At 68.7% G+C, this 23,210-nt stretch carries 22 protein-coding genes; 7 read left to right on the forward strand and 15 right to left on the reverse strand.

Annotated elements, in window-relative coordinates; all coding sequences use genetic code 11:
- Positions 1-76 precede the first annotated feature (76 nt).
- Entirely contained in the window at positions 77-673 is a 597-nt protein-coding gene (locus V6M51_RS00350) for a DUF4287 domain-containing protein (protein WP_332763652.1), read from the reverse strand.
- A gap of 59 nt (positions 674-732) precedes the next feature.
- Here V6M51_RS00350 and V6M51_RS00355 point away from each other — a divergent pair, with 59 nt between their 5' ends.
- Positions 733-1,170 (forward strand): HIT family protein, encoded by a 438-nt coding sequence (locus V6M51_RS00355; RefSeq protein WP_332763654.1) that lies wholly within the window; start codon positions 733-735, stop codon positions 1,168-1,170.
- A gap of 60 nt (positions 1,171-1,230) precedes the next feature.
- Here V6M51_RS00355 and clpA read toward each other — a convergent pair whose 3' ends face one another.
- The 4 genes from clpA to V6M51_RS00375 form a co-directional block, all read right to left on the reverse strand.
- On the reverse strand, positions 1,231-3,552 hold the full coding sequence (gene clpA, locus V6M51_RS00360) for an ATP-dependent Clp protease ATP-binding subunit ClpA (protein WP_332763656.1): 2,322 nt from the start codon (positions 3,550-3,552) through the stop codon (positions 1,231-1,233).
- Positions 3,553-3,560: 8 nt separating this feature from the next.
- Positions 3,561-3,890: an ATP-dependent Clp protease adapter ClpS gene (clpS, locus tag V6M51_RS00365; RefSeq protein ID WP_305761908.1), complete on the reverse strand. Its 330-nt coding sequence runs from the start codon at positions 3,888-3,890 to the stop codon at positions 3,561-3,563.
- Positions 3,891-4,044: 154 nt separating this feature from the next.
- Complete coding sequence (locus V6M51_RS00370; RefSeq protein WP_332763659.1) at positions 4,045-5,313, reverse strand: DNA polymerase IV; 1,269 nt, start codon at positions 5,311-5,313, stop codon at positions 4,045-4,047.
- Positions 5,310-6,197 carry an ROK family protein gene (locus V6M51_RS00375; protein WP_332763660.1) on the reverse strand — a complete coding sequence of 296 codons (888 nt, stop codon included), beginning with the start codon at positions 6,195-6,197 and terminating at the stop codon, positions 5,310-5,312. The genes V6M51_RS00370 and V6M51_RS00375 overlap by 4 nt, the downstream gene beginning before the upstream one ends.
- Before the next feature lie 131 nt (positions 6,198-6,328).
- Here V6M51_RS00375 and V6M51_RS00380 point away from each other — a divergent pair, with 131 nt between their 5' ends.
- Entirely contained in the window at positions 6,329-7,069 is a 741-nt protein-coding gene (locus V6M51_RS00380) for a YceI family protein (RefSeq protein WP_332763661.1), read from the forward strand.
- Between the two features lie 17 nt (positions 7,070-7,086).
- Here V6M51_RS00380 and V6M51_RS00385 read toward each other — a convergent pair whose 3' ends face one another.
- Entirely contained in the window at positions 7,087-7,770 is a 684-nt protein-coding gene (locus V6M51_RS00385) for a hypothetical protein (RefSeq protein ID WP_332763662.1), read from the reverse strand.
- Between the two features lie 99 nt (positions 7,771-7,869).
- Between V6M51_RS00385 and V6M51_RS00390 the strand changes: the two genes are divergently transcribed.
- The 3 genes from V6M51_RS00390 to V6M51_RS00400 all read left to right on the forward strand — a co-directional run bounded on the left by V6M51_RS00390 (position 7,870) and on the right by V6M51_RS00400 (position 10,039).
- Positions 7,870-8,235 (forward strand): response regulator, encoded by a 366-nt coding sequence (locus V6M51_RS00390; RefSeq protein WP_215340030.1) that lies wholly within the window; start codon positions 7,870-7,872, stop codon positions 8,233-8,235.
- 5 nt (positions 8,236-8,240) lie between these two features.
- Positions 8,241-9,605 carry a PleD family two-component system response regulator gene (locus V6M51_RS00395; RefSeq protein WP_305761913.1) on the forward strand — a complete coding sequence of 455 codons (1,365 nt, stop codon included), beginning with the start codon at positions 8,241-8,243 and terminating at the stop codon, positions 9,603-9,605.
- Positions 9,606-9,670: 65 nt separating this feature from the next.
- A complete protein-coding gene (locus V6M51_RS00400) occupies positions 9,671-10,039 on the forward strand; it encodes a hypothetical protein (protein ID WP_332763664.1) in 369 nt (122 codons plus the stop codon).
- Positions 10,040-10,103: 64 nt separating this feature from the next.
- Here the strand turns inward: V6M51_RS00400 and rpmG are convergent, their stop codons facing one another.
- A complete protein-coding gene (rpmG, locus tag V6M51_RS00405) occupies positions 10,104-10,271 on the reverse strand; it encodes a 50S ribosomal protein L33 (protein ID WP_254836926.1) in 168 nt (55 codons plus the stop codon).
- 291 nt (positions 10,272-10,562) lie between these two features.
- On the opposite strand from rpmG, the gene V6M51_RS00410 reads away from it, so the two are divergent.
- Positions 10,563-11,306 (forward strand): class I SAM-dependent methyltransferase, encoded by a 744-nt coding sequence (locus tag V6M51_RS00410; RefSeq protein WP_332763666.1) that lies wholly within the window; start codon positions 10,563-10,565, stop codon positions 11,304-11,306.
- Between the two features lie 5 nt (positions 11,307-11,311).
- Here V6M51_RS00410 and V6M51_RS00415 read toward each other — a convergent pair whose 3' ends face one another.
- The 6 genes from V6M51_RS00415 to V6M51_RS00440 form a co-directional block, all read right to left on the reverse strand.
- Complete coding sequence (locus V6M51_RS00415) at positions 11,312-13,348, reverse strand: amidohydrolase family protein (RefSeq protein WP_332763824.1); 2,037 nt, start codon at positions 13,346-13,348, stop codon at positions 11,312-11,314.
- 83 nt (positions 13,349-13,431) lie between these two features.
- On the reverse strand, positions 13,432-14,427 hold the full coding sequence (locus V6M51_RS00420; protein ID WP_332763668.1) for an FAD:protein FMN transferase: 996 nt from the start codon (positions 14,425-14,427) through the stop codon (positions 13,432-13,434).
- Between the two features lie 4 nt (positions 14,428-14,431).
- Positions 14,432-15,250, reverse strand: a complete 819-nt coding sequence (locus V6M51_RS00425; RefSeq protein ID WP_332763669.1) for a DUF4198 domain-containing protein — start codon at positions 15,248-15,250, stop codon at positions 14,432-14,434.
- 20 nt (positions 15,251-15,270) lie between these two features.
- Positions 15,271-15,786 (reverse strand): DUF2271 domain-containing protein, encoded by a 516-nt coding sequence (locus tag V6M51_RS00430; protein WP_332763670.1) that lies wholly within the window; start codon positions 15,784-15,786, stop codon positions 15,271-15,273.
- Between the two features lie 11 nt (positions 15,787-15,797).
- Positions 15,798-16,475 carry a PepSY-associated TM helix domain-containing protein gene (locus tag V6M51_RS00435; protein WP_332763671.1) on the reverse strand — a complete coding sequence of 226 codons (678 nt, stop codon included), beginning with the start codon at positions 16,473-16,475 and terminating at the stop codon, positions 15,798-15,800.
- A gap of 92 nt (positions 16,476-16,567) precedes the next feature.
- Entirely contained in the window at positions 16,568-17,212 is a 645-nt protein-coding gene (locus V6M51_RS00440; RefSeq protein ID WP_332763672.1) for an NUDIX hydrolase, read from the reverse strand.
- Positions 17,213-17,385: 173 nt separating this feature from the next.
- Between V6M51_RS00440 and V6M51_RS00445 the strand changes: the two genes are divergently transcribed.
- The gene (locus tag V6M51_RS00445; RefSeq protein WP_332763673.1) at positions 17,386-18,075 is read left to right on the forward strand and encodes a phosphatase PAP2 family protein; all 690 of its coding nucleotides are present in this window, start codon (positions 17,386-17,388) and stop codon (positions 18,073-18,075) included.
- Here V6M51_RS00445 and rnr read toward each other — a convergent pair.
- Both rnr and topA read right to left on the reverse strand, forming a co-directional pair.
- Positions 18,072-20,405, reverse strand: coding sequence for a ribonuclease R (gene rnr, locus V6M51_RS00450; RefSeq protein ID WP_332763675.1), 2,334 nt, complete (start codon positions 20,403-20,405; stop codon positions 18,072-18,074). The genes V6M51_RS00445 and rnr overlap by 4 nt on opposite strands.
- 57 nt (positions 20,406-20,462) lie before the next feature.
- The gene (gene topA / locus V6M51_RS00455; protein WP_332763677.1) at positions 20,463-23,072 is read right to left on the reverse strand and encodes a type I DNA topoisomerase; all 2,610 of its coding nucleotides are present in this window, start codon (positions 23,070-23,072) and stop codon (positions 20,463-20,465) included.
- Positions 23,073-23,210: the final 138 nt, after the last annotated feature.

Below are 23,210 nucleotides of genomic sequence, written 5' to 3' on the forward strand. Positions count from 1 at the left end.
CTGGTGTGAAGCAGAAACCCCTTACGTCGTCAGGGTTTGAATAGTCGCGGCCGTCAGTTTTTTCTGACGTTGTTGCTCAAGATCGCGCCCAGGCCTGCTTCAGCAATTCCGCCAGCCGCCCGTCCACCTGGTCGGGAAAATCCAGCACCAGCTTGGCCTTCAGCCGCTCGGACCAGCTTTCGTTCTTCGGCGGGTCCAGGCGCGGATCGGCATCCGGCGTCAGCGCCAGGCCCAGCACCGCCAGCCCACCCTTGAGCGGCCGGACGGCGGCGAATTGAACCTTCCGGGAAAAGGCCGTGAAGCCCTTACGCTGGCCGGTCACCACGTCGGGCAGGGCGGCCACCGCCGCCTCCACGGCCTCGAGGATCTTGAGCGAAGCCGGGTCGGTCCAGAGCGCAACGCGCAGCTTGTCCGGCTGGTCCCAACCCTCGCCGGAGGGGAAGGCGACGGAAAGCACATGCGAGGCGCGGTTGATCCCCAATCCATGATGCTCCCGCAGCCAGTCGGCGCGCGCCTTGGGCCTGGTTTCCGGGCAGGTCCGGGCGATGGCCACCCACTCGTCCAGGGTCTTGCCGGTGTCGCGCTCCAGGCTGGCCTGGACGGAGGCGAACCACTTCCGCTGGCGTTCGGTGAGGCCGGTCCTCGTGGGACCCGCTGTTCCGCTCGTTCCCATCATTCCGCCTCCCTGCGCGATTTGCTACGACGCTCCATGAGCACCACGGAGCGCGGATCATGAGCCTGGACGGGACCTATGACGACGGCAACATCTTCGCGAAAATCCTGCGCGGCGAGGCGCCCTGCGCCAAGGTGTTCGAGGACGGCGAGGTCTTCGCGTTCATGGACGTCTTCCCCCAGGCCAAGGGCCACACCCTGGTGATTCCCAAGCATTCCACGGCGCGCAATCTGCTGGAGGAAGACCCTTTGGTGCTGCCCTCGCTGATCCTGGGCGTCCAGAGGGTGACCCGGGCGGTGCGCGCGGCGCTCAATCCGGACGGGATCATGGTCAGCCAGTTCAACGGCGTGGCGTCGGGCCAGACCATCTATCACCTGCACTTCCATATCATCCCGCGTTGGACGGGCGTGGCGCTGGGCCGCCACGGGGAGGGCGGCATGGCCGACCCCGTCGAGCTCAAGGTCCTGGCCGAACAGATCGCGGCCAAGATCGCCTAGTCCACAAACGAAAAACCCCAGGCGAAGCCTGGGGTTCCCGTCGAAAGTTGAGATGAAGCCCTAGTCGGCCAGGGCCTCGGCGGTTTCCTCGGTCGGGCCCTCGATGATGGGCGCGCCGGGGACGCGGTCGTCGCCCTCGATCTCGAAGGCCAGCTTGGCGTCCTTGAGCACCACCTTGACGTGGCCGCCCTTGACCAGCTTGCCGAACAGGATCTCGTCGGCCAGGGGCTTCTTGATGTGCTCCTGGATGACCCGGGCCAGGGGCCGGGCGCCGTAGAGCTCGTCGAAGCCGTTCTTGGCCAGCCAGTCGGCCGCTTCCTCGGTGGTCTCGATCGTGACGTGGCGGTCGGCCAGTTGAGCCTCCAGCTGCATGACGAACTTCTGCACCACCTGGCGGATGATGTCCTGGGTAAGCGCCTTGAAGGGCACCACGGCGTCCAGACGGTTGCGGAACTCCGGGGTGAACAGGCGCTTCAGGGCCTCGTCGACCTCGTCGTCCTGCTTGCCGCGGCCGAAGCCGATAGAGTTGCGCTGGGCGTCGGAGGCGCCGGCGTTGGTGGTCATGATCAGGACCACGTTGCGGAAGTCGACCTTCTTGCCGTTGGCGTCGGTGAGGACGCCGTGGTCCATGACCTGCAGCAGGATGTTGAAGACGTCCGGGTGGGCCTTCTCGATTTCGTCGAGCAGCACGACCGAGTGGGGGTGCTGGTCGACGGCGTCGGTGAGCAGGCCGCCCTGGTCGAACCCGACATAGCCGGGAGGCGCGCCGATCAGGCGGCTGACCGTGTGGCGCTCCATGTACTCGCTCATGTCGAAGCGCAGGAGCTCGATACCCATGGTCGAGGCCAGTTGGCGGGCGGTTTCCGTCTTGCCGGTGCCGGTGGGGCCCGAGAAGAGGTAGCAGCCGATCGGCTTGTTGGCGTCGCGCAGGCCGGCGCGGGCCATCTTCATGGCTGCCGACAGCTGGGCGATGGCCTCGTCCTGGCCGTAGACCGCGCGCTTCAGGTCGTCGTTGAGCTGCTTCAGCGCCTCGGTGTCGGTCTTGGAGACCGACTTCGGCGGGATGCGGGCGATCTTGGCGACCACCGCCTCGACTTCCTTCAGGCCGATGATCTTCTTCCGCTTGGCCTCGGGCAGCAGCATCTGGCCGGCCCCGGCCTCATCGATGATGTCGATGGCCTTGTCGGGCAGCTTGCGGTCGGTGATGTACTTGGCCGACAGCTCCACCGCCGCCTTGATGGCGTCGTTGGTGTAGCGGAGCTTGTGGAACTCCTCGTAGTAGGTCTTCAGGCCCTTGAGGATCTTGATGGTGTCCTCGATCGTCGGCTCATTGACGTCGATCTTCTGGAACCGGCGGACCAGGGCGCGGTCCTTCTCGAAGTGCTGACGGAACTCCTTGTAGGTCGTCGAGCCCATGCACCGCAGGGTGCCGGAGGCGAGCGCCGGCTTCAGCAGGTTGGAGGCGTCCATGGCCCCGCCGCTGGTCGCGCCCGCGCCGATCACCGTATGGATCTCGTCGATGAACAGGATGGCGTCGGGGTGGTTCTCCAGCTCCTTGACCACCTGCTTCACGCGCTCTTCGAAGTCGCCGCGATAGCGCGTGCCCGCCAGCAGCGAACCCATGTCGAGCGAGAAGATGGTCGCGCCCGCCAGGACCTCGGGAACCTGGTTGTTGATGATCTTGCGCGCCAGGCCCTCGGCGATGGCGGTCTTGCCGACGCCGGGGTCGCCCACCAGCAGCGGGTTGTTCTTGGTGCGCCGGCACAGGATCTGGATGCAGCGCTCGACCTCGTTGGCCCGGCCGATCAGCGGATCGACCTTACCCTGCTTGGCCTTCTCGTTGAGATTGACGCAGTAGGCCTCGAGCGCCTCGCCGCCGGTCTTGACCGCGGGCTTGTCCTCGTCTTCGGACCCCTTGACCGGCTTGGCGGTCTCCGCGCCGGCCTTCTTGGCGATGCCGTGGGCAATGTAGTTCACCGCGTCGTAGCGGGTCATGTCCTGCTCTTGCAGGAAGTAGGCGGCGTGGCTCTCGCGCTCGGAGAAGATGGCCACCAGCACGTTGGCGCCGGTCACCTCCTCGCGGCCCGAGGACTGGACGTGGATCACCGCCCGCTGGATCACCCGCTGGAAGGACGAGGTCGGCTTGGCGTCCTCCCCGTCGTCGACCACCAGGGAGCGGAGCTCGTTGTCCACGTAGTTGGTGAGGGTTGTCTTCAGCGCGCCGAGATCCACGTCGCAGGCGCGCATCACGCCGGCGGCGTCCTCATCGTCGATGAGGGAGAGCAGCAAGTGCTCGAGGGTCGCGTACTCGTGCTTTCGCTGGTTGGCGAACGCCACGGCGCGGTGGAGGGATTCTTCGAGATGGCGCGAGAATGACGGCAATCTGGGCCTCAATCCTTTTCCATGGTGCACTGAAGCGGATGTTGATGCCGCCGAGCGGTATCAACGACCTGGGCCACCTTTGTTTCCGCCACTTCGTAGGTGAACACGCCGCAAACCCCCACCCCGTGCTGGTGGACATGCAGCATGATGCGCGTCGCGTCTTCGCGCGACTTGTTGAAGTACTGCTCAAGTACGTAAACGACAAACTCCATTGGAGTATAGTCGTCGTTCAGGAGCAATACCCGGTACATCGACGGCTTCTGCGTCTTCGGCTTGGTCTGGGTGATGACCGCCGATTTGACGCCCGTCTCTTGATCACCTTGCTTTCGCTCGGCCATCGGAACAGGTCTCCTGGCGACCACGGGGTCGCTCTATCTACGGATTAGATATGGAAAAGATGGCCGTATGGAAGGGTTGAAATCGTTAGCGACCATCCCGAATGCGCCAACAGCGCCTTTTTGCCGCGCCGAAAGGCGCCAGCGGGCCGCGCGCTCAATCCTCGGGTGAGGTTTTCGAGCGGAACGCGCGCCCAGAGGCGAGCGCTCCGGGTCCGAATCGGGCTCGCAGCGCGTCGATCGTGGTTTCGGTGAGCAGGGCGCGGCGCTCGTCGCCGGAGAACAGATCGTGCTCCAGGGTCTGCGCCGGGGTCAGTTCGGCGATGCCGATGCCGATCAGCCGCCAGGGCTGGCCCTTGGCTTCCTTGGCCAGCAGCTCGCGTCCGATGGCGAACAGGGTCTTGGCCGTCTGGGTGGGCACCGGAATGGCCCGCCGCCGGGTGAGGATCTTGAAGTCGGTGCTCCGCAGCTTCAGCGTCACCACGCGGCCGGCCAGGCCCGCGGCGCGGGCTTGGCGGCCGACCTTTTCGCAGAGCGGGGCCAGCATGGCCTCCAGGTCCTCCACCGTGCGCAGGTCGTCGTTGAAGGTCGTTTCGGCGCTGATGCTCTTGCGCTCCTCGTTGGGATTGACCGCCCGGTTGTCGCGGCCGCGGGAGAGCTCGGCCAGCTTCAGGCCATAGGCGCCGAAGCGCTCGGCCAGATCCCGGATGTCGGCGCGAGCCAGGTCGCCGACGGTGCGATAGCCCGCGGCCTCCATGGACTTGACCATGGCCGGGCCGACGCCGGGCATGATCCCCACGGGCTTGGGGCCAAGGAAGCTCTCCGCGTCGGCCCCGCCGATCACCGAGAAGCCGCGGGGCTTGTCGAGGTCCGAAGCGATCTTGGCCAGGAACTTGTTGGGCGCCAGCCCGATGGAGACGGTGATGCCGATCTCGGCCTCGATCCTGGCCTGCAACCGCGCCAGGGTCTCGGCGGGCGGAGCCTTGTGCAGGCGCTCGGTGCCCGAGAGGTCCATCCAGGCCTCGTCCAGCGACAGTGGTTGGACCAGGGGGGTGAGCGCGCGGACCATCTCCATGATCCGCCGGCTCTCGGTGCGGTACTTGGTGAAGTCGGGCTTGAGGATCACGGCCTGGGGGCAGAGCTGGCGGGCCTTGAACATCGGCATGGCCGAGCGGACGCCGGAGATGCGGGCGATGTAGCAGCAGGTGGTGACCACGCCGCGCTTGCCGCCTCCGACGATCAGCGGCTTGTCGCGCAGGGACGGGTCGTCGCGCTTCTCCACCGAGGCGTAGAAGGCGTCGCAGTCCATATGGGCGATGGAGAGGAGGTCGAGCTCGGGATGGGCGACGACCCTGGGTGAGCCGCAGGCCGGGCAGCGGCGGGCGAAATCGCCCTTGGCGAAACAGTCGCGGCAGAGGGCGCTCATGGCGCCGGCCAGAGCCAGGCGGCCCCCCGCACGCCCGAGGAGTCGCCGTGCAAGGCGCGGCGCACCGGGGTGGTGAAGACGTCGGAGAAGACCCTGGGCGCGATGGCGCCGGACAGCCGGTCATAGAGTTCGGGAAGGTTCGACATCCCGCCGCCCAGGACGATCACGTCGGGGTCGATCACATCGCAGACCACCGCCAGGCCGCGGGCGAGCCGGTCCACATAGCGGCCGAGGGCTGCGGCGGCCCGGGCCTCCCCGGCGCGGGCGGCGGCGGTCGCCGCCTCGCCGTTGACCGCCCCGGCGTCGCGGGCGAAGCCGGTCCCAGAGACCCAGAGCTCCATGCAGCTCAGCCGCCCACACCAGCAGGTGGGGCCGGGATGTTCGTCGTCAGCGGGCCAGGGCAGGGGCATGTGACCCCATTCGCCGGCGAAGCCGTTTCGGCCTTCCAAGACCCGGCCATCGACGGTGATCCCCGCGCCGCAGCCGGTGCCGAGGATGGCGGCGAACACGGTGCGCTCGCCGGCGCCCGCGCCGTCGGTCGCCTCGGACAGGGCCAGGCAGTTGGCGTCGTTGGCGTAGCGTACCGGTCGCCCGAGCGCCCGCGCCAGGTCCTGCGGGAAGGGGTGGCCGTTCAGCTCGGTGGAGTTGGCGTTGCGCATCAGGCCCGTGGCGGGGGAGGGCGAGCCCGGCCCACCGACCCCGATCCGGCGCGCGGACGCACCCGCCTGGCGTTCGGCCTCGGCCACCAGCTCGCCCACGGCCTCCAGTCCGGCCTCATAGGTTCTTGGCGAGGCGCCGCGCACGCGCGCCAGGAAACGGCCATCGGCGTCGAGCGCCGCAGCCTCGATCTTGGTGCCGCCGAAATCCACCCCGATGCGGATCATGGGGTCATGGTTTGTTCCGTTTCGACGGGAAGTTCAATGGCGCGCGGCTCGGTTCGGCCATCTTTGCGGCGCCACCCTGAGGTGTTACTCGAATCCACCAGATCCTCCCCCCTCCCCAAAGGATAGCTGCCATGAGACCTGTATTGTGGGCCTGCGCCCTATTGGCGACGGTCGGCGCGGTCGCCTGTTCGCCCAAGCCCGCCGAGAAGGCGGAAGACGCCAAGCCGCCGGCCGCCGCGGCGGCGGCTGCGGTGACCAACACCGCGCCCTCGGGCGCCTACATCGTCGATCTGGACCACACCAGCGTCATCTTCCGGGTCAACCACATGGGGCTGTCGCACTACACGGCCCGCTTCACCAAGGTCACTGGCGACCTGCAGTTCGATCCGGCCAATCCGGCGGCCATGAGCGTCTCCGTGGCCATCGATCCCCGCTCTCTGGAAACCGACTATCCCGAGCCGACCAAGCTGAACTTCGACGGCGAACTCGCCGGCCCGAACTTCCTGGACGCCGCGAAATTCCCGCAGATGACCTTCAAGTCCACCAGGGTGGAGACCACGGGCGCCAACACCGCCAGGGTCACCGGCGACCTCGCCCTGCGTGGCGTCACCAAGCCCTTGACCCTGGACGTCACCTTCAACGGCGGCTTGGCCGCCCATGCCATGGACCCCAAGGGCTCGCGGATCGGCTTCTCGGCGCGCGGCGCCCTGAAGCGCTCGGAGTTCGGCATGACCTACGGCGTTCCAGCGCCTGGCTCGAACTTCGGGGTCGGCGACGAGGTCGAGGTGATCATCGAGACCGAGCTCACCCAACGGCCGCCGGCCGGGACGATCGCCCCCGCGGCCCTGCCCGCGCCCAAGCCGAAGACCTGACCTGAGGGGCCGCGTCGCTAGCTGATCGCCGCCTCAATGGCCGCGCGCAGCTCGTCCCAGTCGTCGATCCGGGTGTGGCGATCCGGCGCGGAGGGGGCGAGCGGCTGCAGCCGCCTGTCGGCCACCATCTGGAAGCGGATCACATGCGGCGCGCTCTCGGCCACCGAGTCGAGATTGGACATCAGGTCGTCGACAAAGACGGCCGGCGCGCGAACCTGACGGGCCATGCCCGCCGCCAGCGGGCCCTTGGGGCCAGTGTTGAGCACCAGCGGGTAGTCCATCCGGTGACGACCCAGCCAGCGCGCCCGCGCCAGCCGCGCGGGACCAGGGGCGTTGGTGAAGATCACCACGCTGGCCTGGCGCGACAAGGCGCGCAGGGCCTCGACCGCGCCGGGGGCCGGCTCCATGTCGCCGCAGCCATAGCGAAAGAAGTCTTCGAAGTGCGTCCGGCCATCTTCGATGGGCAGGTGCTCAGCCTCGCCGGGCCGGTAGATGTTCTGGAACAGGGCGAAGCGATCGACCCGGAACTCCAGGCCGCGCCCCTCCAGGAACCGGCCGAAGCCTTCCATGAACAGGCCCAGCACCTCGTCGACGTCCACCAGCAGCAGCGGCTTGGCGGGATCGACGCCGAGGTCGGCCAGGTTCGGCGGCTTGGCCGGCCGGGGGGCGGGGGGCGGGGTGTCCGTCAGTGAGCGCTCCATCGCGACTAACGCGAGTTTAAGGATATCCGTGTGATCAAGGTCCCAATGGTGGGGGCGGCGTCCGATTCGCGCAGCCTCGACGGCATCGTCGGGACGTCAATGGCCAAGAAAGTCCTCATCGTCGAGGATAACGAGCTGAACATGAAGCTATTTCATGATCTGCTCGACGCCCAGGGTTACGAAACCCTGCAGACCCGCGAGGGATTGCAGGCCCTAGCCCTGGCGCGTGAGCATCGCCCCGACCTGATCCTCATGGACATCCAGCTCCCCGAGATCTCGGGCCTGGAAGTCACCAAGTGGCTGAAGGAAGACGACGAGCTCGCCCACATCCCGGTCGTGGCCGTCACCGCCTTCGCCATGAAGGGCGACGAGGAACGTATTCGCGAAGGCGGCTGCGAGGCCTATATCTCCAAACCCATTTCGGTGTCGCACTTCCTCGACACCATCCGCCGCTTGCTGGGCTAGTCGCCATGTCCGCCCGTATCCTCGTGGTCGATGACATCGAGGCGAACGTCAGGCTCCTCGAAGCCAAGCTGACGGCCGAGTACTACGAGGTGCTGACGGCCTATGACGGCCCGACGGCGCTGGCCATCGCCGCGGCCGAGAAGCCCGACATCGTGCTGCTGGACGTGATGATGCCGGGCATGGACGGCTTCCAGGTCTGCCGCCGGCTGAAGGACGATCCCGAGACCCGCCACGTGCCCGTGGTGCTGGTGACGGCCCTGGACGGCCGCGCCGACCGCATCGCCGGCCTCGAGGCCGGCGCCGACGAATTCCTCACCAAGCCCATCGACGACGTCATGCTGTTCGCCCGCGTGCGCAGCCTGACCCGGCTGAAGATGGTGATCGACGAGCTGCGCGACCGGGAGGCCTCGGGCCGCCGGATGGGTGTCATCGCCGGCGCCTCTTCGCGCCTGGGCGGCACGGGCGGCCGGGTGCTGATCGTCGACGACCACGAGCGCCAGGCCCAGCGGGTGGCCGCCGAACTGGCCATCGAGCACCGCCCGGTGATCGAGACCTCGCCGGAAAAGGCCATGATGACCGCCAAGGGGCCGGTCGACCTGATCATCATCAACGCGACGGCGCGGTCCTTCGACGGCCTGCGCTTCGCCGCCCAGCTGCGTTCGGACGAGGCCACCCGCCATCTGCCGATCCTGGCGGTGGTGGACTTCGACGAACGTTCGCGGCTGGTGAAGGCCCTGGAGATCGGCGTCAACGACGTGCTCTCCAAGCCCATCGATCCGCAGGAACTGGCGGCGCGCGCGCGCACCCAGATCCGCCGCAAGCGCTACACCGACTATCTGCGCGACAATCTCGACCATTCGCTGGAACTGGCGGTCACCGACCAGCTCACCGGCCTGCACAACCGCCGCTACATGGTGGGACAGCTCGAGGCCCTGGTGAAGCGCGCGGCGCTCGGCGGCGACGAGGTCGCCTGCCTGCTGATCGACATCGATCACTTCAAGAAGATCAACGACGGCTATGGCCATGACGTCGGTGACGAGGTGCTGCGCGAGTTCGCCGTGCGCCTGGCCTCCAACGTCCGCGCCATCGACCTGCCGTGCCGCTACGGCGGCGAGGAGTTCGTGGTGGTCATGCCCGACACCAAGATCGAGGACGCCGAGCGGATCGCAGAGCGCATCCGCCTGCACGTGGCCGGCTCGCCCTTCCGGGTGATGGGCGGCTCGGAGCTGCTGACGGTGACCATCTCGATCGGGGTCGCCGCCACCTTGGGCGCCGACGACACCCCCGAGCACCTGCTCAAGCGCGCCGACGAGGCCGTCTACGAGGCCAAGGCCTCAGGCCGCAACAAGGTCATCGCGCGGGCGGCTTAGCTTCGAAGCCCTTTTCAAACCGAGCGCCAATAGCCAAGCTTCCTCGCAGGTCGGGAAGGATTGGCATGATCAAGACATCGGCATGGCTGGCTATCGTATTCGGGTTGGTGCTCGGCGCGCTGGAAGCGGTCCGCAACTGGGGCGACTGGCAGTGGTGGCCGTTCTGGGTGGTCGACTACCTAGCCGCAACGCTGCTGGTGGTCGGCGGGGTGCTGGCCTTGCGCCGGGGCGTGGAGCGCTGGCTGAGCGCCGGCTGGGGGTTCGCCTGCGCGATGTTCTGGATGTCGTTCTTTGGCCACTACGGCGACGCCATGAAGGCTGGTGGTGAGATCAGCGCCCGTGAGCAGCGCCTGACCCTGATCATCGGGATCCTGTTCGGCGTCACCGTCGTCGGCTTGCTGCTCTCGTTGCTGGGCAAGCCGAAGCGGAGCTGACAACGAAAAACGCCCGGTCTTTCGACCGGGCGTTTTCACAGACGGAAAGATCGAGGCTTCGAGCCTACTTGATCTTGCCTTCCTTGAATTCGACGTGCTTGCGCACGACCGGGTCATACTTCTTCATGACCAGCTTGTCGGTCTTGGTGCGGGCGTTCTTCTTCGTCACGTAGAAGTAGCCGGTGTCCGCCGACGAGTTCAGGCGGATCTTGATGGAGGCGGGCTTCGCCATGGTCGGTCCTCGCGGGGCCGGCAAGACCGGCAGGTGTTCGAAAGAGCCGCGGACAATACGAATCCCGAACCCAAAGTCAATGCAGGGCGCGCAGCTAGGGGCCTCCCGCATCGGATTGGGCTTCGGCGACCCGATAGTCTGTGACGTGGGCTCACAACAAAACGGCGCAATGGTCGTTTGTCGCCGTGAACCGCCCCGCCCAATCTGGCCGCGGATACGGGAAGGGACCTGGCCATGTCCAGCATCGACGCCGCGCCGCTCGCCCTGGCGTAGAAGGCGTCCTTCGACAAGGTGGCGCAGACCTACGCCGCCGTCCGCCCAGGCTATCCGGCGGCGCTCTATGACGACTTGGCGGCGCTGGGCGCCCTGACCCCGCGGACCCGGGTCCTGGAGGTCGGCTGTGGCGGCGGCCAGGCGACCGGCGACCTGGCGACGCGGGCGCGGTCCGTGGTGGCGCTCGATCCCGGAGCCCGGCTGGTCGACGAAGCCCGCCGGAAGGTCGGGGCGGCCAATGTCGAATATGTCGTCGCACGGTTCGAAGACTATGAGCTGGAGCCGGAAGGCTTCGACCTGGTGGCTTCGGCCCAGGCCTGGCACTGGATCCCGCGCGAGATCGCCTTCTCCAAGGCCGCCGAGGCGCTGAGCTCCGGCGGCTGGCTGGCGGTGTTCGGCCACGTGCCCATGGCGGTTCCCGAGGCCTTCGAGGCGCCGTTCAAGGCGGCCTTCGACCGCCATGCGCCGGAGGTCTGGGGCCAGCCGCCGTCCCAGGCGGCCTATCTGCCCAGCGGCCCCTTCGCCGGGATGTTCGCCCGCTCGGCCCTGTTCGGGCCCGCCATGCATCGCGGCTACGCCTGGACCTGGGACCTAGACCCCGAAACCTTCGGCCGCTATCTGCGCACCGATTCCAGCTACCACTTCCTGGCCGAGGGTCCTCGGTTCGCCCTGTTCGACGCCCTGGCCGGCGCCGTCGCCGCCAACGGCGGGATATTTTCCTCAGCCTGGCAGACGCACCTCTATCTCGCCTGCAAGCTCTAGGTCGCCTAGCGCGGCCGGCCGGAGAAGCCCGCCGCCTTGCGTAGCGCGTCGGCGTCCAGGAGTTGGCCGTCCAACATGACCAGGCGGGTCTGGCGCAGGTCGCCGATGCGGGTCGACGGGTCGCCCTCGACGAGCACCAGATCAGCCGCCTTGCCGACCTTGATGGAGCCGGTCTTCGCCGCCTGGCCCACCAAACGGGCGGGCACGATGGTCGCGGCCGCCAGCGCCTCAGCGGGGCTGAAACCGGCCTCCACATAGATCTCGAGTTCGTGGACGAGCTCCAGGCCCGACCCGTCGGTGCCCGCGACGATGGGGACGCCGGCCTTGTGCATGTGGCCCAGTAGCTCGACCATCTTGGCCCAGCTGGCGCGGTAGTCGGCGCGGGTGACCCCGGCCGGCGGCGCGAAGCCGCCGCTACGGAAGGCGCGCTCCGTGGCCGGCGGCAAGGTGCCGGCGAAGGGCGTATAGGACGGCGAGAGGTCGCCGTTCTCAGGCACATAGAGGCCCTCGAAGGCGACCATGGTCGGATCGCTGTAGACCTTCTTCTTGGCCATGGCCTCGATGATGGCCTTCATCGCCGGGCCGTCGAGGTCCACGTCCTTGGCGTAGCGCCCCGGGCCCTGGAACCGGGCGATGCCGTTCGACACCGGGATGATGTTGTCCGGCATCGCCTGCATCATCACCCAGTTGATGTGGGTGACCTCGTCGTAGCCGGCGTTGATCGCGTCGAGGGGACGGATCCCCGCGGGAATGTGGCCATGGACGTGCAGGCCCAGCCTGTGCGCCTCGGCGACGGCGGCCGGCAGCCAGGCGGGGTTGAGGGTGCCGTAGAACTTCACTCCGACGAAACCCTTGGCCTTGGCGGCGGCGACCAGGGCGACGGCCTCGGCCTCGCTGGCGGCGACATTGGCGACCTGGGCGGTGTAGGGGCCCTTGCCGTCGATCAGCGCCGACGAATAGACGTTCGGGAACAGCAGCTGGCCGGCGGCGCGGCGGGTCCGGCGGTCGAGGGTCAGAGCGTCGTTGTTGCCGGGGTCGCGGAACGAGGTGACCCCCATCGAGAGCTCCTGCAGGCCCGTATAGTCGTCGCCCACGTGCATGTGGCTGTCCCACAGGCCGGGCGTCAGGGTCTTGCCCTTGCCGTCGATGACGCGGGCTCCGGCGGGCGCCTTGGTCGAGGCCGCGGGTCCCACGGCGGTGATCAGCCCCTTGTCCACGATCACCGTCTGGTCGGACACGAAGCGCAGGTTGTCGGCGTCGAAGATCCGCACATCGGTGAAGGCCACTGGCCCGGCGGGCGCCTGGACCAGGGCCTTGATGAAGCCCGGGGCCTGCTTGGCGGCCGCCGCGGCCTGGGCGTCCTGCATCCGCTGGCGCTCGCCGGCATAGGCTTCTGGCAGCCAGGCCAGGCCCGATGTGACGCCGAAGAAGCGGTCCTTGGCGTCGGCCCAGGCGAAGATCGGCGAGTTGGAGATGCCGGATATGGCCCAGAGGTTGACGGTTTGGCGCTGGGCGCCCTGGCCGATCTCGAGGCTGGCCGCCTTCTCCGCCCGCGCCTGGCCGCCGGGCAGCAGGGCGAGGGTCTTGTCGGGCTTGGCGAGCAGGCGCTCGACGAACCAGGCGCTGGCGTCCATCGGACCGCCCTGGCTGACATAGAAGGCGCCGCCGGCCATGGCGCTGCCGGCGTCGACCGGGCTTTTCCACTGGGCGGTCCCGCCCGCGGCCGTGAAGGTTTCGGCCGCGTCGCCCTGCGGGGTGGCCCCGCGGATCGTCACGGCGAGCGGCAGGCCGTCGGGGCCCGGCTTGCCGGCATAGTCCACCTCCCAGACCTGGCCGCGCAGGTTCATGCTCTCGCGCGCCATGCGGGTTCCATCGGCCGCGACCCAGCTCCAGGAGTCGCCGTGCTTGCCGCCGGGTGAGGCGATGATGAAATGCCGGGCGTCCGCCGGCGGCTTGGCGAGGTCGGCGACCGGGGTCTGCGCCAGCGCGGCGCCCGAGAGCAGGACGGCGCCCAGGACGCCGAGCAGAACCTTGCCGTACATGTCGATCACCCTGAGCCGCCACCGCAGGGTGTAATCTGTGCCCTGACCTCGCCGCCACGGCAACCTTGTGAGCGACGGGGGGCTCAGTCGAGCAGGGCGGCAAGGGCCGGGGAGATGATCTCGCGGAGTCCGCCCTCGTCCTCGACCAGCAGGTGGGCGGCGACCTCCTGCGCGGCGGCGAACCGGGCGCCGTCGTCGGGCCCCAGCACGCCCAGCGCCGTGCAGAGGGCGTCGGCGTCCATGCAGGTCGCCGCGATCACGCTGACCGAGCGAAGACCGGCCTCCACGGGTCGCCCTGTGCGCGGATCCAGGGTGTGGGCGTAGCGCCGGCCGTCGTGCTCCAGGACGCGGCGGTAGTCGCCCGAGGTGGCGACGGACAGGCCGTGCAGGGCCGCCAGAATCGGTCCCCCGGGCAGGGCCAGGCCGGGCGGGGCGGCGATCTCCGCCCACCAGGGCTCTCCGTCGGGCTTGAGCCCTTCACCTCGCAACTCGCCGCCGATCTCCACGAGGTGGTCGACCAGCCCCAGGCGCGTCAGCACCGCGGAGACCTCGTCGACCCCGAAGCCCTTGGCGATGCCGGAGAGGTCCAGGGCCAGGCCACCGGGCTGGAAGATCCGACGGCCATCGTGGGCCAGCCGGTCCCAGCCGCCGGCGGCGAGCGCCGCGATGATCGCGGAGTCGGAGGGCGGAGCCTCCACCGGTCCGGGCGGGCCGAAGCCCCACAGGTCCACCAGGCGGCCGATGGCGGGATCGAAGGCCCCGCCGCTGACCTCCGCCCAGCGCAGGGCGCGGTGGAGCACGTGCTGGAAGGCGTCCGGCAGGTCCATCCAGGCGCCGGCCGGCGCGCCGTTGAAGCGGCTGATGTCCGAGCCGGGTTCCCACGGGCTCATCTGGGCGACGACGGCGTTCAGCGCCGCCTGCACCCGCGCCTGAACCTTGGCGAGGTCGAAGCCGGGCGGCGCCACGGCCTTGACGCGCCAGGACACGCCCATGGTCGGCCCGCCGAACTCGACCACGGTCGCGCCGCGAAGCCGCGCGGCCGGCGGCGCGATGTCCAGAGGAATCGCGACGCGGTTCAACGCCCTAGTCCGGCAGGACTTCCAGGGTGGTGACATAGGCGGCGCTGCGCTCGGCGTTGGGGATACTGGACTTACCGCCACGCGACGTGGCCTCCAGCCAGTACATGCCAGCGCCCTGCCACTTGATGGTCACCGCCCCCTGGGCGTCGGTGGTCAGCTTCATCTCGCCGGTGGCGGCGCGGTAGCGATTGCCGCCGGGGACCACATTGACCTCCAGGCCTACGGCGGGCTTGCCGTCCAGCACCAGCTTGAAGACAGCGGGCTCGCTGGCGACCAGATCGTTGGGGTGGGTCACCGGGTCCAGTTCCAGGCCCTGGCCGGTGAGTTTCAGGACATCCTTGGTCGGGGCGCCGCGGGTGGCGAAGATCTCGACCCGGCGCGAGGCCTGGGTGAGCTTGACCTCGGTCGCCTCCTTGGGGATGGCCGTGGCCAGCTCGGCGGCGGTTCCGCGCCAGCGCTTGGCTTCGCCGTTCAGCTTGTAGGCGGCCATGAGACCATCGCTGGACGTGCCGATCCGGTAGGTGCCGGGCTTGTCGAGCTGGACGTCGAAGGTGCTGCGGTACTTGCCGGTCGCGCCATTCTTGATCTCGCCCTTCGACCCGTCCGGCGCGGTGACGGTCATCGAGTCCAGCCGCATCGGGTTGTGGTCGAAATAGAAGAGCTCGTTAGAGACCGCCGCGTCGACGGTGATCCAGGGATCGGCCCCCGACAGGACTGTGGACGAGGGCAGCAGCCACTGGCGGTGCGCGCTGGCGGCGGCCGGGACCGCGAGCAGGGCGGCGGCCGACAGGACGGCGAGAGCGCCGCGACGAACCGAGATCATTGGGAAGACCCTTCTGGAGTTCACGGCCTGACAGTGACTGCGAGGGCGCCGAGTTCGGTTTCGCCCTCGGCGGACGAGGAGGCCTTGGCCTTGGGCGGCCACTGGAAGGGCGCGCGCAGCACCTCGACCCCGCCGACCTCGCGGGCGGCCTCGACCACCAGGTTGTACTGCCCGGCGGGCAGGGCCCCCAGCGGCGAGGCCCCGGCCTTGAACACCACTTGGTGCTTGCCGGGCGCGCGGGTCGCGGCGCTGACGCCGTCAGCGGGAAGGGTCATGTCGCGGCCGGCGCGACGCCACCACTGGCGCATGTCCTTCAGCCACTTCTGGCCTTCCTGGTTCTTCAGCTTGACGTCGTACCAGACCGCCAGGGTCTTCACGGCGGTCTTGTCGGGCGTCTCGACCCAGACCGAGACATAGGGCCGGTGATACTCCGCCACCGTCAGCCGCGGGATCTCCAGGCTGAGCTCCAGGTCCGCCGCGGCGGCGGGCGTCGCCAGGAGGCCGGTGAGGGCGGCGGTGTAGACGGGCAGGCGCATGGAGACTCCGGTCAGTGGATGAAGAGGAGGGCGAGCAGCAGCGGGATCGCCAGGCCCAGCCCGACCAGGGGCCAAGTGATCTTCCGCGCATGGGAATGGAGCTGCATCAGGATCAGGCCGGTGACGCAAAACACCACGCAGCCCAGGGCGAAGACGTCGAGGAACAGGCTCCAGACCAGTCCCGAATTGCGGCCCTTATGCAGGTCGTTGAGATAGGCGATCCAGCCGCGGTCGGTGGTCTCGTGCATCACCTTGCCGGCGTCCGCGTCGAAGGTCACCCAGCCGTCGCCTCCAGGGCGGGGCAGGGCGATATAGGCCTCGTCGTCGGTCCATTCGATCGCCGCAGCCCTCGGAGCCTTCGCGCCGACCTCCTTCGCGAGCCAGGCGCGGATCGGGTCGGGCAGGGTCGATTTCGAGGCCTGGGCGGTCTTGGCGACGGCGATCAGGTCCGGCGGCAGCTGGCCCTGGACCTCGACGGTCTTCGGCTTGGTCTCGATCGCGCCGGCGTGGTTCAGGGTGATGCCGGTGATGGCGAACAGCAGCATGCCGATCAGGCAGATGGCGGCGCTGATCCAGTGCCATTGCACCATCTGGCGCAGCAGGCCGGCGCGCCGCTGGGCCGCGCGCTTGGCCCGCGCCTTGTCCTCGTTGATGACCGGTTTGGCGCCCACGAGCTCAGAAGCCGACAAGATCCCAGTCCTCGCGCGCGCCGATAATGACTCGCACTAGCAACGCGGAGAGTTTGGCGCAAGCTTGTTGCGAATAATTCGCATCTGAAACGTTAGAGGTGGCTGAACTTCGTCTTTGCGCTGCCGAACCGCATGAAGGGCCGCGGCCGGCTGGGGTCGGCCATCCGGCTCACGGCTTCGCCGATCATGGTGCGGGTGACCGCGGGCAGGGGCAGGGCGATGGCGTCGTCGAAGTCGACCCAGGCGATCTCCTCCAACTCGCCGCAGTCCGGCTCGCGGTCCAGGCTGACCAGGCGCTCGGCGTCGGCCATCAGGAACCAGGTGTCGAACCGCTTGGCCAGCATCGGCGGGGTGATGGCGCGGGCGACGATGTCCAGCGCCTCCAGGTCCGGCGCCGCGCCGTGGGCCGCGAACTCGCGCCAGGGCCCGGCCAGCGGCCGGACCGGGACCTTCTTGGCCAGCAGCAGGCCGGCTTCCTCGAAGGTCTCACGCACGGCGGCGAGCGCCAGGGCCCGGCCGCGGGCCTTGGGGACGTGGGCCTCGAAACGGGCGGCGACGTCGGGCGTCAGGTCGGTGGCGAAGGGCGCGCGGAAATCGCTGCGGTCGATGCGTCCGCCCGGGAAGACCCAGAGGTCGGGCATGAAGTCGTGGCCGCTGTTGCGCTTGCCCATCAGGACCTGCGGCGTCTTGCGGTCGCGCCGCACGATGATCAAGGTGGCGGCGTTGCGGGGCTTCACGGCGCGCGATCCCTCGGCGCGCAGGCGTCCTTCAGGACGCCGGACAGGTTCGGTTTGACTCATGAAACGACTGTATGGGCGGACTCGGGGCCTGGGAACGGCGCCCTTACGTCAATCTGGGTCGCCCAAGCGGTAAATGGGTTCGGAGCAGCTTCACCGGAGTTGATGTCCTCATGATCCGTCGCCTGTGGTCCCTCGTCCGCCGTCCCGAGGCCCGAACGCTCGCGATCTGGATCGCGGTGGTGGGCGCGCCGTGGTTCTTCCTGTCCATCGCGGAAGAGGTCGGGGAGGGGGAGACCGACAAGGTCGACCGGATCCTGCTGCTGGCCCTGCGCACGCCAGGCCTGCCCAGTGATCCCATCGGGCCTCGCTGGTTCGAGGAGGCCATGCGCGACATCACCGCGCTCGGCGGCTTCACCCTGCTGACCATCACCACCGTGGTCGCCGTGCTGCTGCTGATCTTCCACGACCGGCGGCGGGAAGCGTTGATTTTCGGCGCGACCGTGATCCTGGCCCAGATTTCCAGCGAACTCCTGAAGATGCTCTACGACCGGCCGCGGCCCTCGCTGGTCACCCATGGCGGCATCGTCTATTCGCAGAGCTTCCCTAGCGGCCATTCGGCGCTGGCGGCGGCCACCTTCTTCACCCTGGCCACGGTATTGGCCAGCGTCGAGACCAAGACGCGCACCAAGGCGGTGATCTTCGGCCTGGCCATCCTGTTCGTGGTGACCGTGGGTGTCAGCCGGGTCTATCTGGGCGTCCATTGGCCTACCGACGTGCTGGGCGGCTGGGCGCTGGGGGCGAGCTGGGCCCTGGTGGCCTGGGTGGTCCTGGGGCTGACCCGGCCCCGGAGGACCGGTTAGCGCTTGGCCTTCTTGCCGGCCTTGCGTCTAACGCCCTTGGGTAAAGCGCTCTTGCCGGCTCCGCCGCCGCGCTTGGGGCCGGAGAACTGGCGGTCGCGCATGCCGAGCCTGGGGCGCGGCGCATTGGGATCGGCGGCGGCCGGCTCGCTCAGCATGTCGAACAGCAGCCCGCCGGTGACCGGCGTCGCCTCACGCAACCGCACTTCGACGGTCATGCCCAGCGGCCAGCGCGCGCCGGTGCGTTCGCCGACCAGGGCGTGGGTCCGGTCGTCGTGGACAAAGTACTCACCGCCGAGGGTGGAGACGGGGATCAGGCCGTCCGCCCCAGTCTCGTCCAGGCGGATGAACAGGCCAAACCGCGTCACCCCGGTGATCCGGCCGGTGAAGGTCGCGCCGATCCGGTCGGAGAGGAAGGCGGCCACATAGCGGTCGGTGGCGTCACGCTCTGCGGCCATGGCCCGGCGCTCGGCGAAGGTGATCCGCTCGGCGGTGTCCTTCATCTGGGCGATGTCCCGGTCGGTCAGGCCATCTGAGCCTAGGCCCAAGGCCTTGATCAGCGCCCGGTGCACGATCAGGTCGGCATAGCGCCGGATCGGCGAGGTGAAGTGGGCGTAGCGGTCCAGGTTCAGCCCGAAGTGGCCGATGTTCTCGGTGGCGTAGATCGCCTGCATCTGGGTGCGCAGCACCACCTCGTTGACGATCTGGGCGTGCGGCCCCTCCCGGGTCTCGACCAAGAGCTTGTTGAACCGGTCGGTGCGGGGCGCTTCGCCCTTGGCCCAGTTGATCCCCAGGGTTTGCAGGAATTCCGCGAGGGACTGGACCTTCTCCTGGCTGGGAGTGTCGTGGATCCGGTAGATCAGCGGGCTCTTCTTCTGCTCCAGGGTCTCGGCGGCGCAGACATTGGCCTGGACCATCATCTCCTCGATCAGCCGGTGGGCCTCCAGCGAGGGCCGGGCGGTGATCGAGGTGATCTCGCCCTCGGCGCTGATGACGATCTTCCGCTCCGAGCTCTCGATGGCCAGGGGCGAGCGGGCGATCCGGCCCTTCAGCATGGTGTGGTAGGCGGCCCAGAGCGGCTTCAGCACCGGCTCCAGCAGCGGGTTGGTGTGGTCGTCCGGGAAGCCGTCGATAGCCCGCTGGGCCTGTTCGTAGGAGAGCTTGGCGGCCGAGCGCATCAGGCCGCGCACGAACTTGTGGGACCGCTTGCGGCCGTCCCTGCCGAACACCATCCGCACGGCCACGCAGGCGCGGTTCTCGCCCTGGCGCAGGGAGCAGAGGCCGGCCGACAGCCGCTCGGGCAGCATGGGTTCCACCCGGTCGGGGAAATAGACGCTGTTGCCCTTGTCGTGGGCTTCCCTGTCCAGGGCCGAGCCTGGCCGGACATAGGCGGCGACGTCGGCAATGGCCACCCAGACGATCCAGCCGTCCTCGTTCTTGGGGTCGGTGTCGGGCTCGGCGTAGACCGCGTCGTCGTGGTCGCGGGCGTCGGGCGGATCGATGGTCAGCAGGGGGACGTCGCGCAGGTCCTCGCGGCCCGAGAGGGTCGGGGGCTGGGCCACCTCGGCCTCGGCTTCCGCGGCCTGGGTGAAGCCGGTGGGAATGCCGTGCGAATGGATGGCGATCAGGGAGGCCGCGCGCGGCTGGTCGACCCGGCCGACCACCTCCAGCACCTTGCCGCGCTTGGGACCGTAGCGGCCGTCCGCGCCGCTGACCTGGGCCAGGACCAGGTCGCCGTCGCTGAGGTTCTCGGCCTCGGCGGGGACCAGCAGCAGGCTTTCCTTGGACTTGCGGTCCACGGGCTCGACGCGGACCTGGCGGTTGGCCTTGCGGACCACGCCCAGGATGCGGTGGGCGCTCTGGCCCAGCCGCTTGATCATCCGCGCCTCGGTCTCGCCGTTCTCCAGGACCGTGAAGCGGACCAGCAGCCGGTCGCCCAGGCCGGGCGCGCCACCCACGGCTTCGCGGCGGTCGGGCGCCAGGCGGACGCTGGGCGCGTCCTCGCCCTTGGTCAGGCGGACCATCAGCTCGCCGTCGGCGTCCTTTTCCACCACGTCGACCACGCCGACCTCGGGCAGGGCGCCGGCCTCGGCGAAGGCCTTGCGGCCGCGCTTGCCGAGCGCGCCGGAGTCCTCGAGCTCCTTGAGCATGTCGCGCAGGGCCCGGCGATCGGCGCCCTTCAGCCCGAAGGCCTTGGCGATATCGGCCTTGCCGGTCTCGCGGGCCTCGCGGACGTACTGGAGCAGGGTGTCACGATCTGGCAGGCCCTGGACGGGCCTCCCCGGTCCCTTGGGGGCGAAGCGTGCGGATTTCGGCGTACGTGTCTTGGGCATCCCGCTCTTCTAACGCGGGAATCGACGTTCGGCTCGCGGGAACTCGGGCCGTGACCTCTAGGCGGGCACGGCCTTCTTGGCGGCGGGCTTCTTCGCCGCCGGTTTCTTGGCGGGCGCCTTCTTCGTCGCGGCGGGCTTGGCCGCGGCCTTGGCGCGGGCCGGCTTCTTCTTGCCGCCGCCCTTGGCCTCGCGTTCGGCGATGAGCGCCACGGCCTCTTCCATGGTGAGGTCCTGGGGATCCTTGCCCTTGGGCACGTTGGCGTTGGTCGAGCCGTGCTTGATATAGGGGCCGTAGCGGCCCGACAGGATCTTCACCGGCGCCCCGTCGGTGGGGTGGGGGCCGAGGTCCTTCAGCGCCGCGGATTCACCGCGTCCGGGACGTCCGCCGCCGGCGCGCTTCTCGGCCAGCAGGGTGACGGCGCGGTTCAGGCCGACTTCGAACACCTCGTCGACACCCGGCAGGTTGGCGTAGGTGCCATTGTGCAGGACGAAGGGCCCGAACCGACCGATGCCGGCGGTGATCATGCCGCCGTCCTCGGGGTGAGCGCCGACCTCGCGGGGCAGGCGCAACAGGCGCAGTCCCTTCTCCAGGTCCATGGCCGCCGCCGACCAGCCCTTGGGCAGGGAGGATCGCTTGGGCTTGTCGCCCTCGCCCAGCTGCACGTAGGGGCCGAAACGGCCGGCCTTCAGGAACACGGTCTCGCCGGTCACGGGGTCGACGCCCAGTTCGCGGTCGGCGCTCTCGGTCGCGGCGTCGTCGCTCGCCTGGGCGATGGGACGGGTGTGGCGGCATTCGGGATAGTTGGAGCAGCCGATGAAGGCCCCGAACTTGCCTGTCTTCAGCGACAGCCGGCCGGTCCCGCAGGTGGGGCAGCCGCGCGGATCGGAGCCGTCGGCCTTTTCCGGGAAGATGTGCGGGCCGAGCGCCTCGTTGAGCGCGTCCAGCACGTGGGTGACGCGCAGTTCGGCGATCTCGCCGACCGCGGCGTGGAAGGACTGCCAGAACTCGCGCAGCAGCGCCTTCCAGTTGAGCTCGCCGGCCGAGACCAGGTCGAGCTTCTCCTCCAGGGCGGCGGTGAAGTCGTACTCCACGTAGCGGGCGAAGAACTGCTCCAGGAAGGCGGTGACCAGCCGTCCCTTGTCCTCCGGCACGAAGCGGTTCTTGTCCATGCGGACATATTCGCGGTCGCGCAGCACGGTCAGGACCGAGGCGTAGGTCGAGGGCCGGCCGATGCCGAGCTCCTCCATCTTCTTGACCAGGCTGGCTTCCGAATAGCGCGGCGGCGGCTCGGTGAAGTGCTGGTCGGCGCGGGCGTCGACCACCTTGGCGTCGGCGCCTTCGCGGACCTGGGGCAGGCGTCCGCCTTCCTCGTCATCCGCGTCGTCGCGGCCCTCCTCGTAGACGGCGAGGTAGCCGTCGAACAGCACCACCTGGCCGGTGGCGCGCAGGCCGGTCTTCCCGTCTGCGCTCTCCAGATCGATGCTGGTCCGCTCGATGCGGGCGGCCTCCATCTGCGAGGCGATCATCCGCTTCCAGATCAGCTCGTAGAGCCGGCCAAGGTCGCTTTCCAGGCGCAGGGAGCCCGGGTTGCGGGCGAGCGCCGTCGGACGGATGGCCTCGTGGGCCTCCTGGGCGTTCTTGGCCTTGGTCTTGTAGATCCGCGCGTTCTCGGGAACGTATTCCTTGCCATAGAGGCCGCCGATCACCTGGCGGGCCTCGTCGATGGCCTCGGGCGCGGTCTGGATGCCGTCGGTCCGCATATAGGTGATGAGACCCACGGTCTCGCCGCCGATATCGATGCCTTCATACAGCTTCTGGGCCGCCTGCATGGTGCGCTGGGCGGAGAAGCCGAGCTTGCGCGAGGCCTCCTGCTGCAGGGTCGAGGTGGTGAAGGGCGGGGCGGGCGAGCGCCGGCCGGGCTTCTTCTCGACCGCGGCGATCTTGAAGGTGGCGGCCTTCACCGCCGCCTGGGCGGCATGGGCCGAGGCCTCGTTCCCCAGGTCGAACTTGGTCAACCGCTTGCTGTCGTGCTTGACCAGTCGAGCCAGGAACGGATCGCTTCCAGCGGAGACGTCGGCCTCGACGGTCCAGTATTCCTGGGTCTTGAAGCGCTCGATCTCGATCTCGCGATCGACCACCAGGCGTAGGGCCACGGACTGGACGCGGCCGGCCGAGCGCGAGCCCGGCAGCTTGCGCCACAGCACCGGCGAAAGGGTGAAGCCCACCAGATAGTCCAGGGCGCGGCGGGCCAGGTAAGCGTCCACCAGCTCCATGTCGATATCGCGCGGGTTCTTCATCGCCTCGGTCACCGCGGTCTTGGTGATGGCGTTGAAGACGACGCGCTCGACCTTGGCGTCCTTGAGGACCTTCTTCTTCCGAAGCACCTCCAGCACGTGCCAGGAGATGGCCTCGCCCTCGCGGTCGGGGTCGGTCGCCAGGATGATGCGTTCGGCGCCCTTGGCGGCCTCGGCGATGTCGCTGAGGCGCTTGGCGGACTTGGCGTCCACATCCCAGATCATCGCGAAGTCCTCGTCGGGCTTCACCGATCCGTCCTTGGCTGGAAGGTCGCGCACGTGTCCGTACGAGGCCAGCACGATATAGCCGGACCCGAGGTACTTATTGATGGTCTTTGCCTTGGCCGGGCTTTCGACGACGACGAGGTTCATGGGCGCTCTATATAGGCGTCCCGGGCGGAAGGCCCGAAATTCAAGGCCGCGAAAGGTGGGCGAGGCGCCTATGCCCTGTCAACGGGGGTCGCGTGATCATCAAGCTGCGCAATTACAGGTTGGCGAACAACTTTCGCG

Origin of the sequence: Phenylobacterium sp. (assembly GCF_036677185.1) — a bacterium.
In the GTDB taxonomy this organism is placed as follows: Bacteria; Pseudomonadota; Alphaproteobacteria; order Caulobacterales; family Caulobacteraceae; genus Phenylobacterium.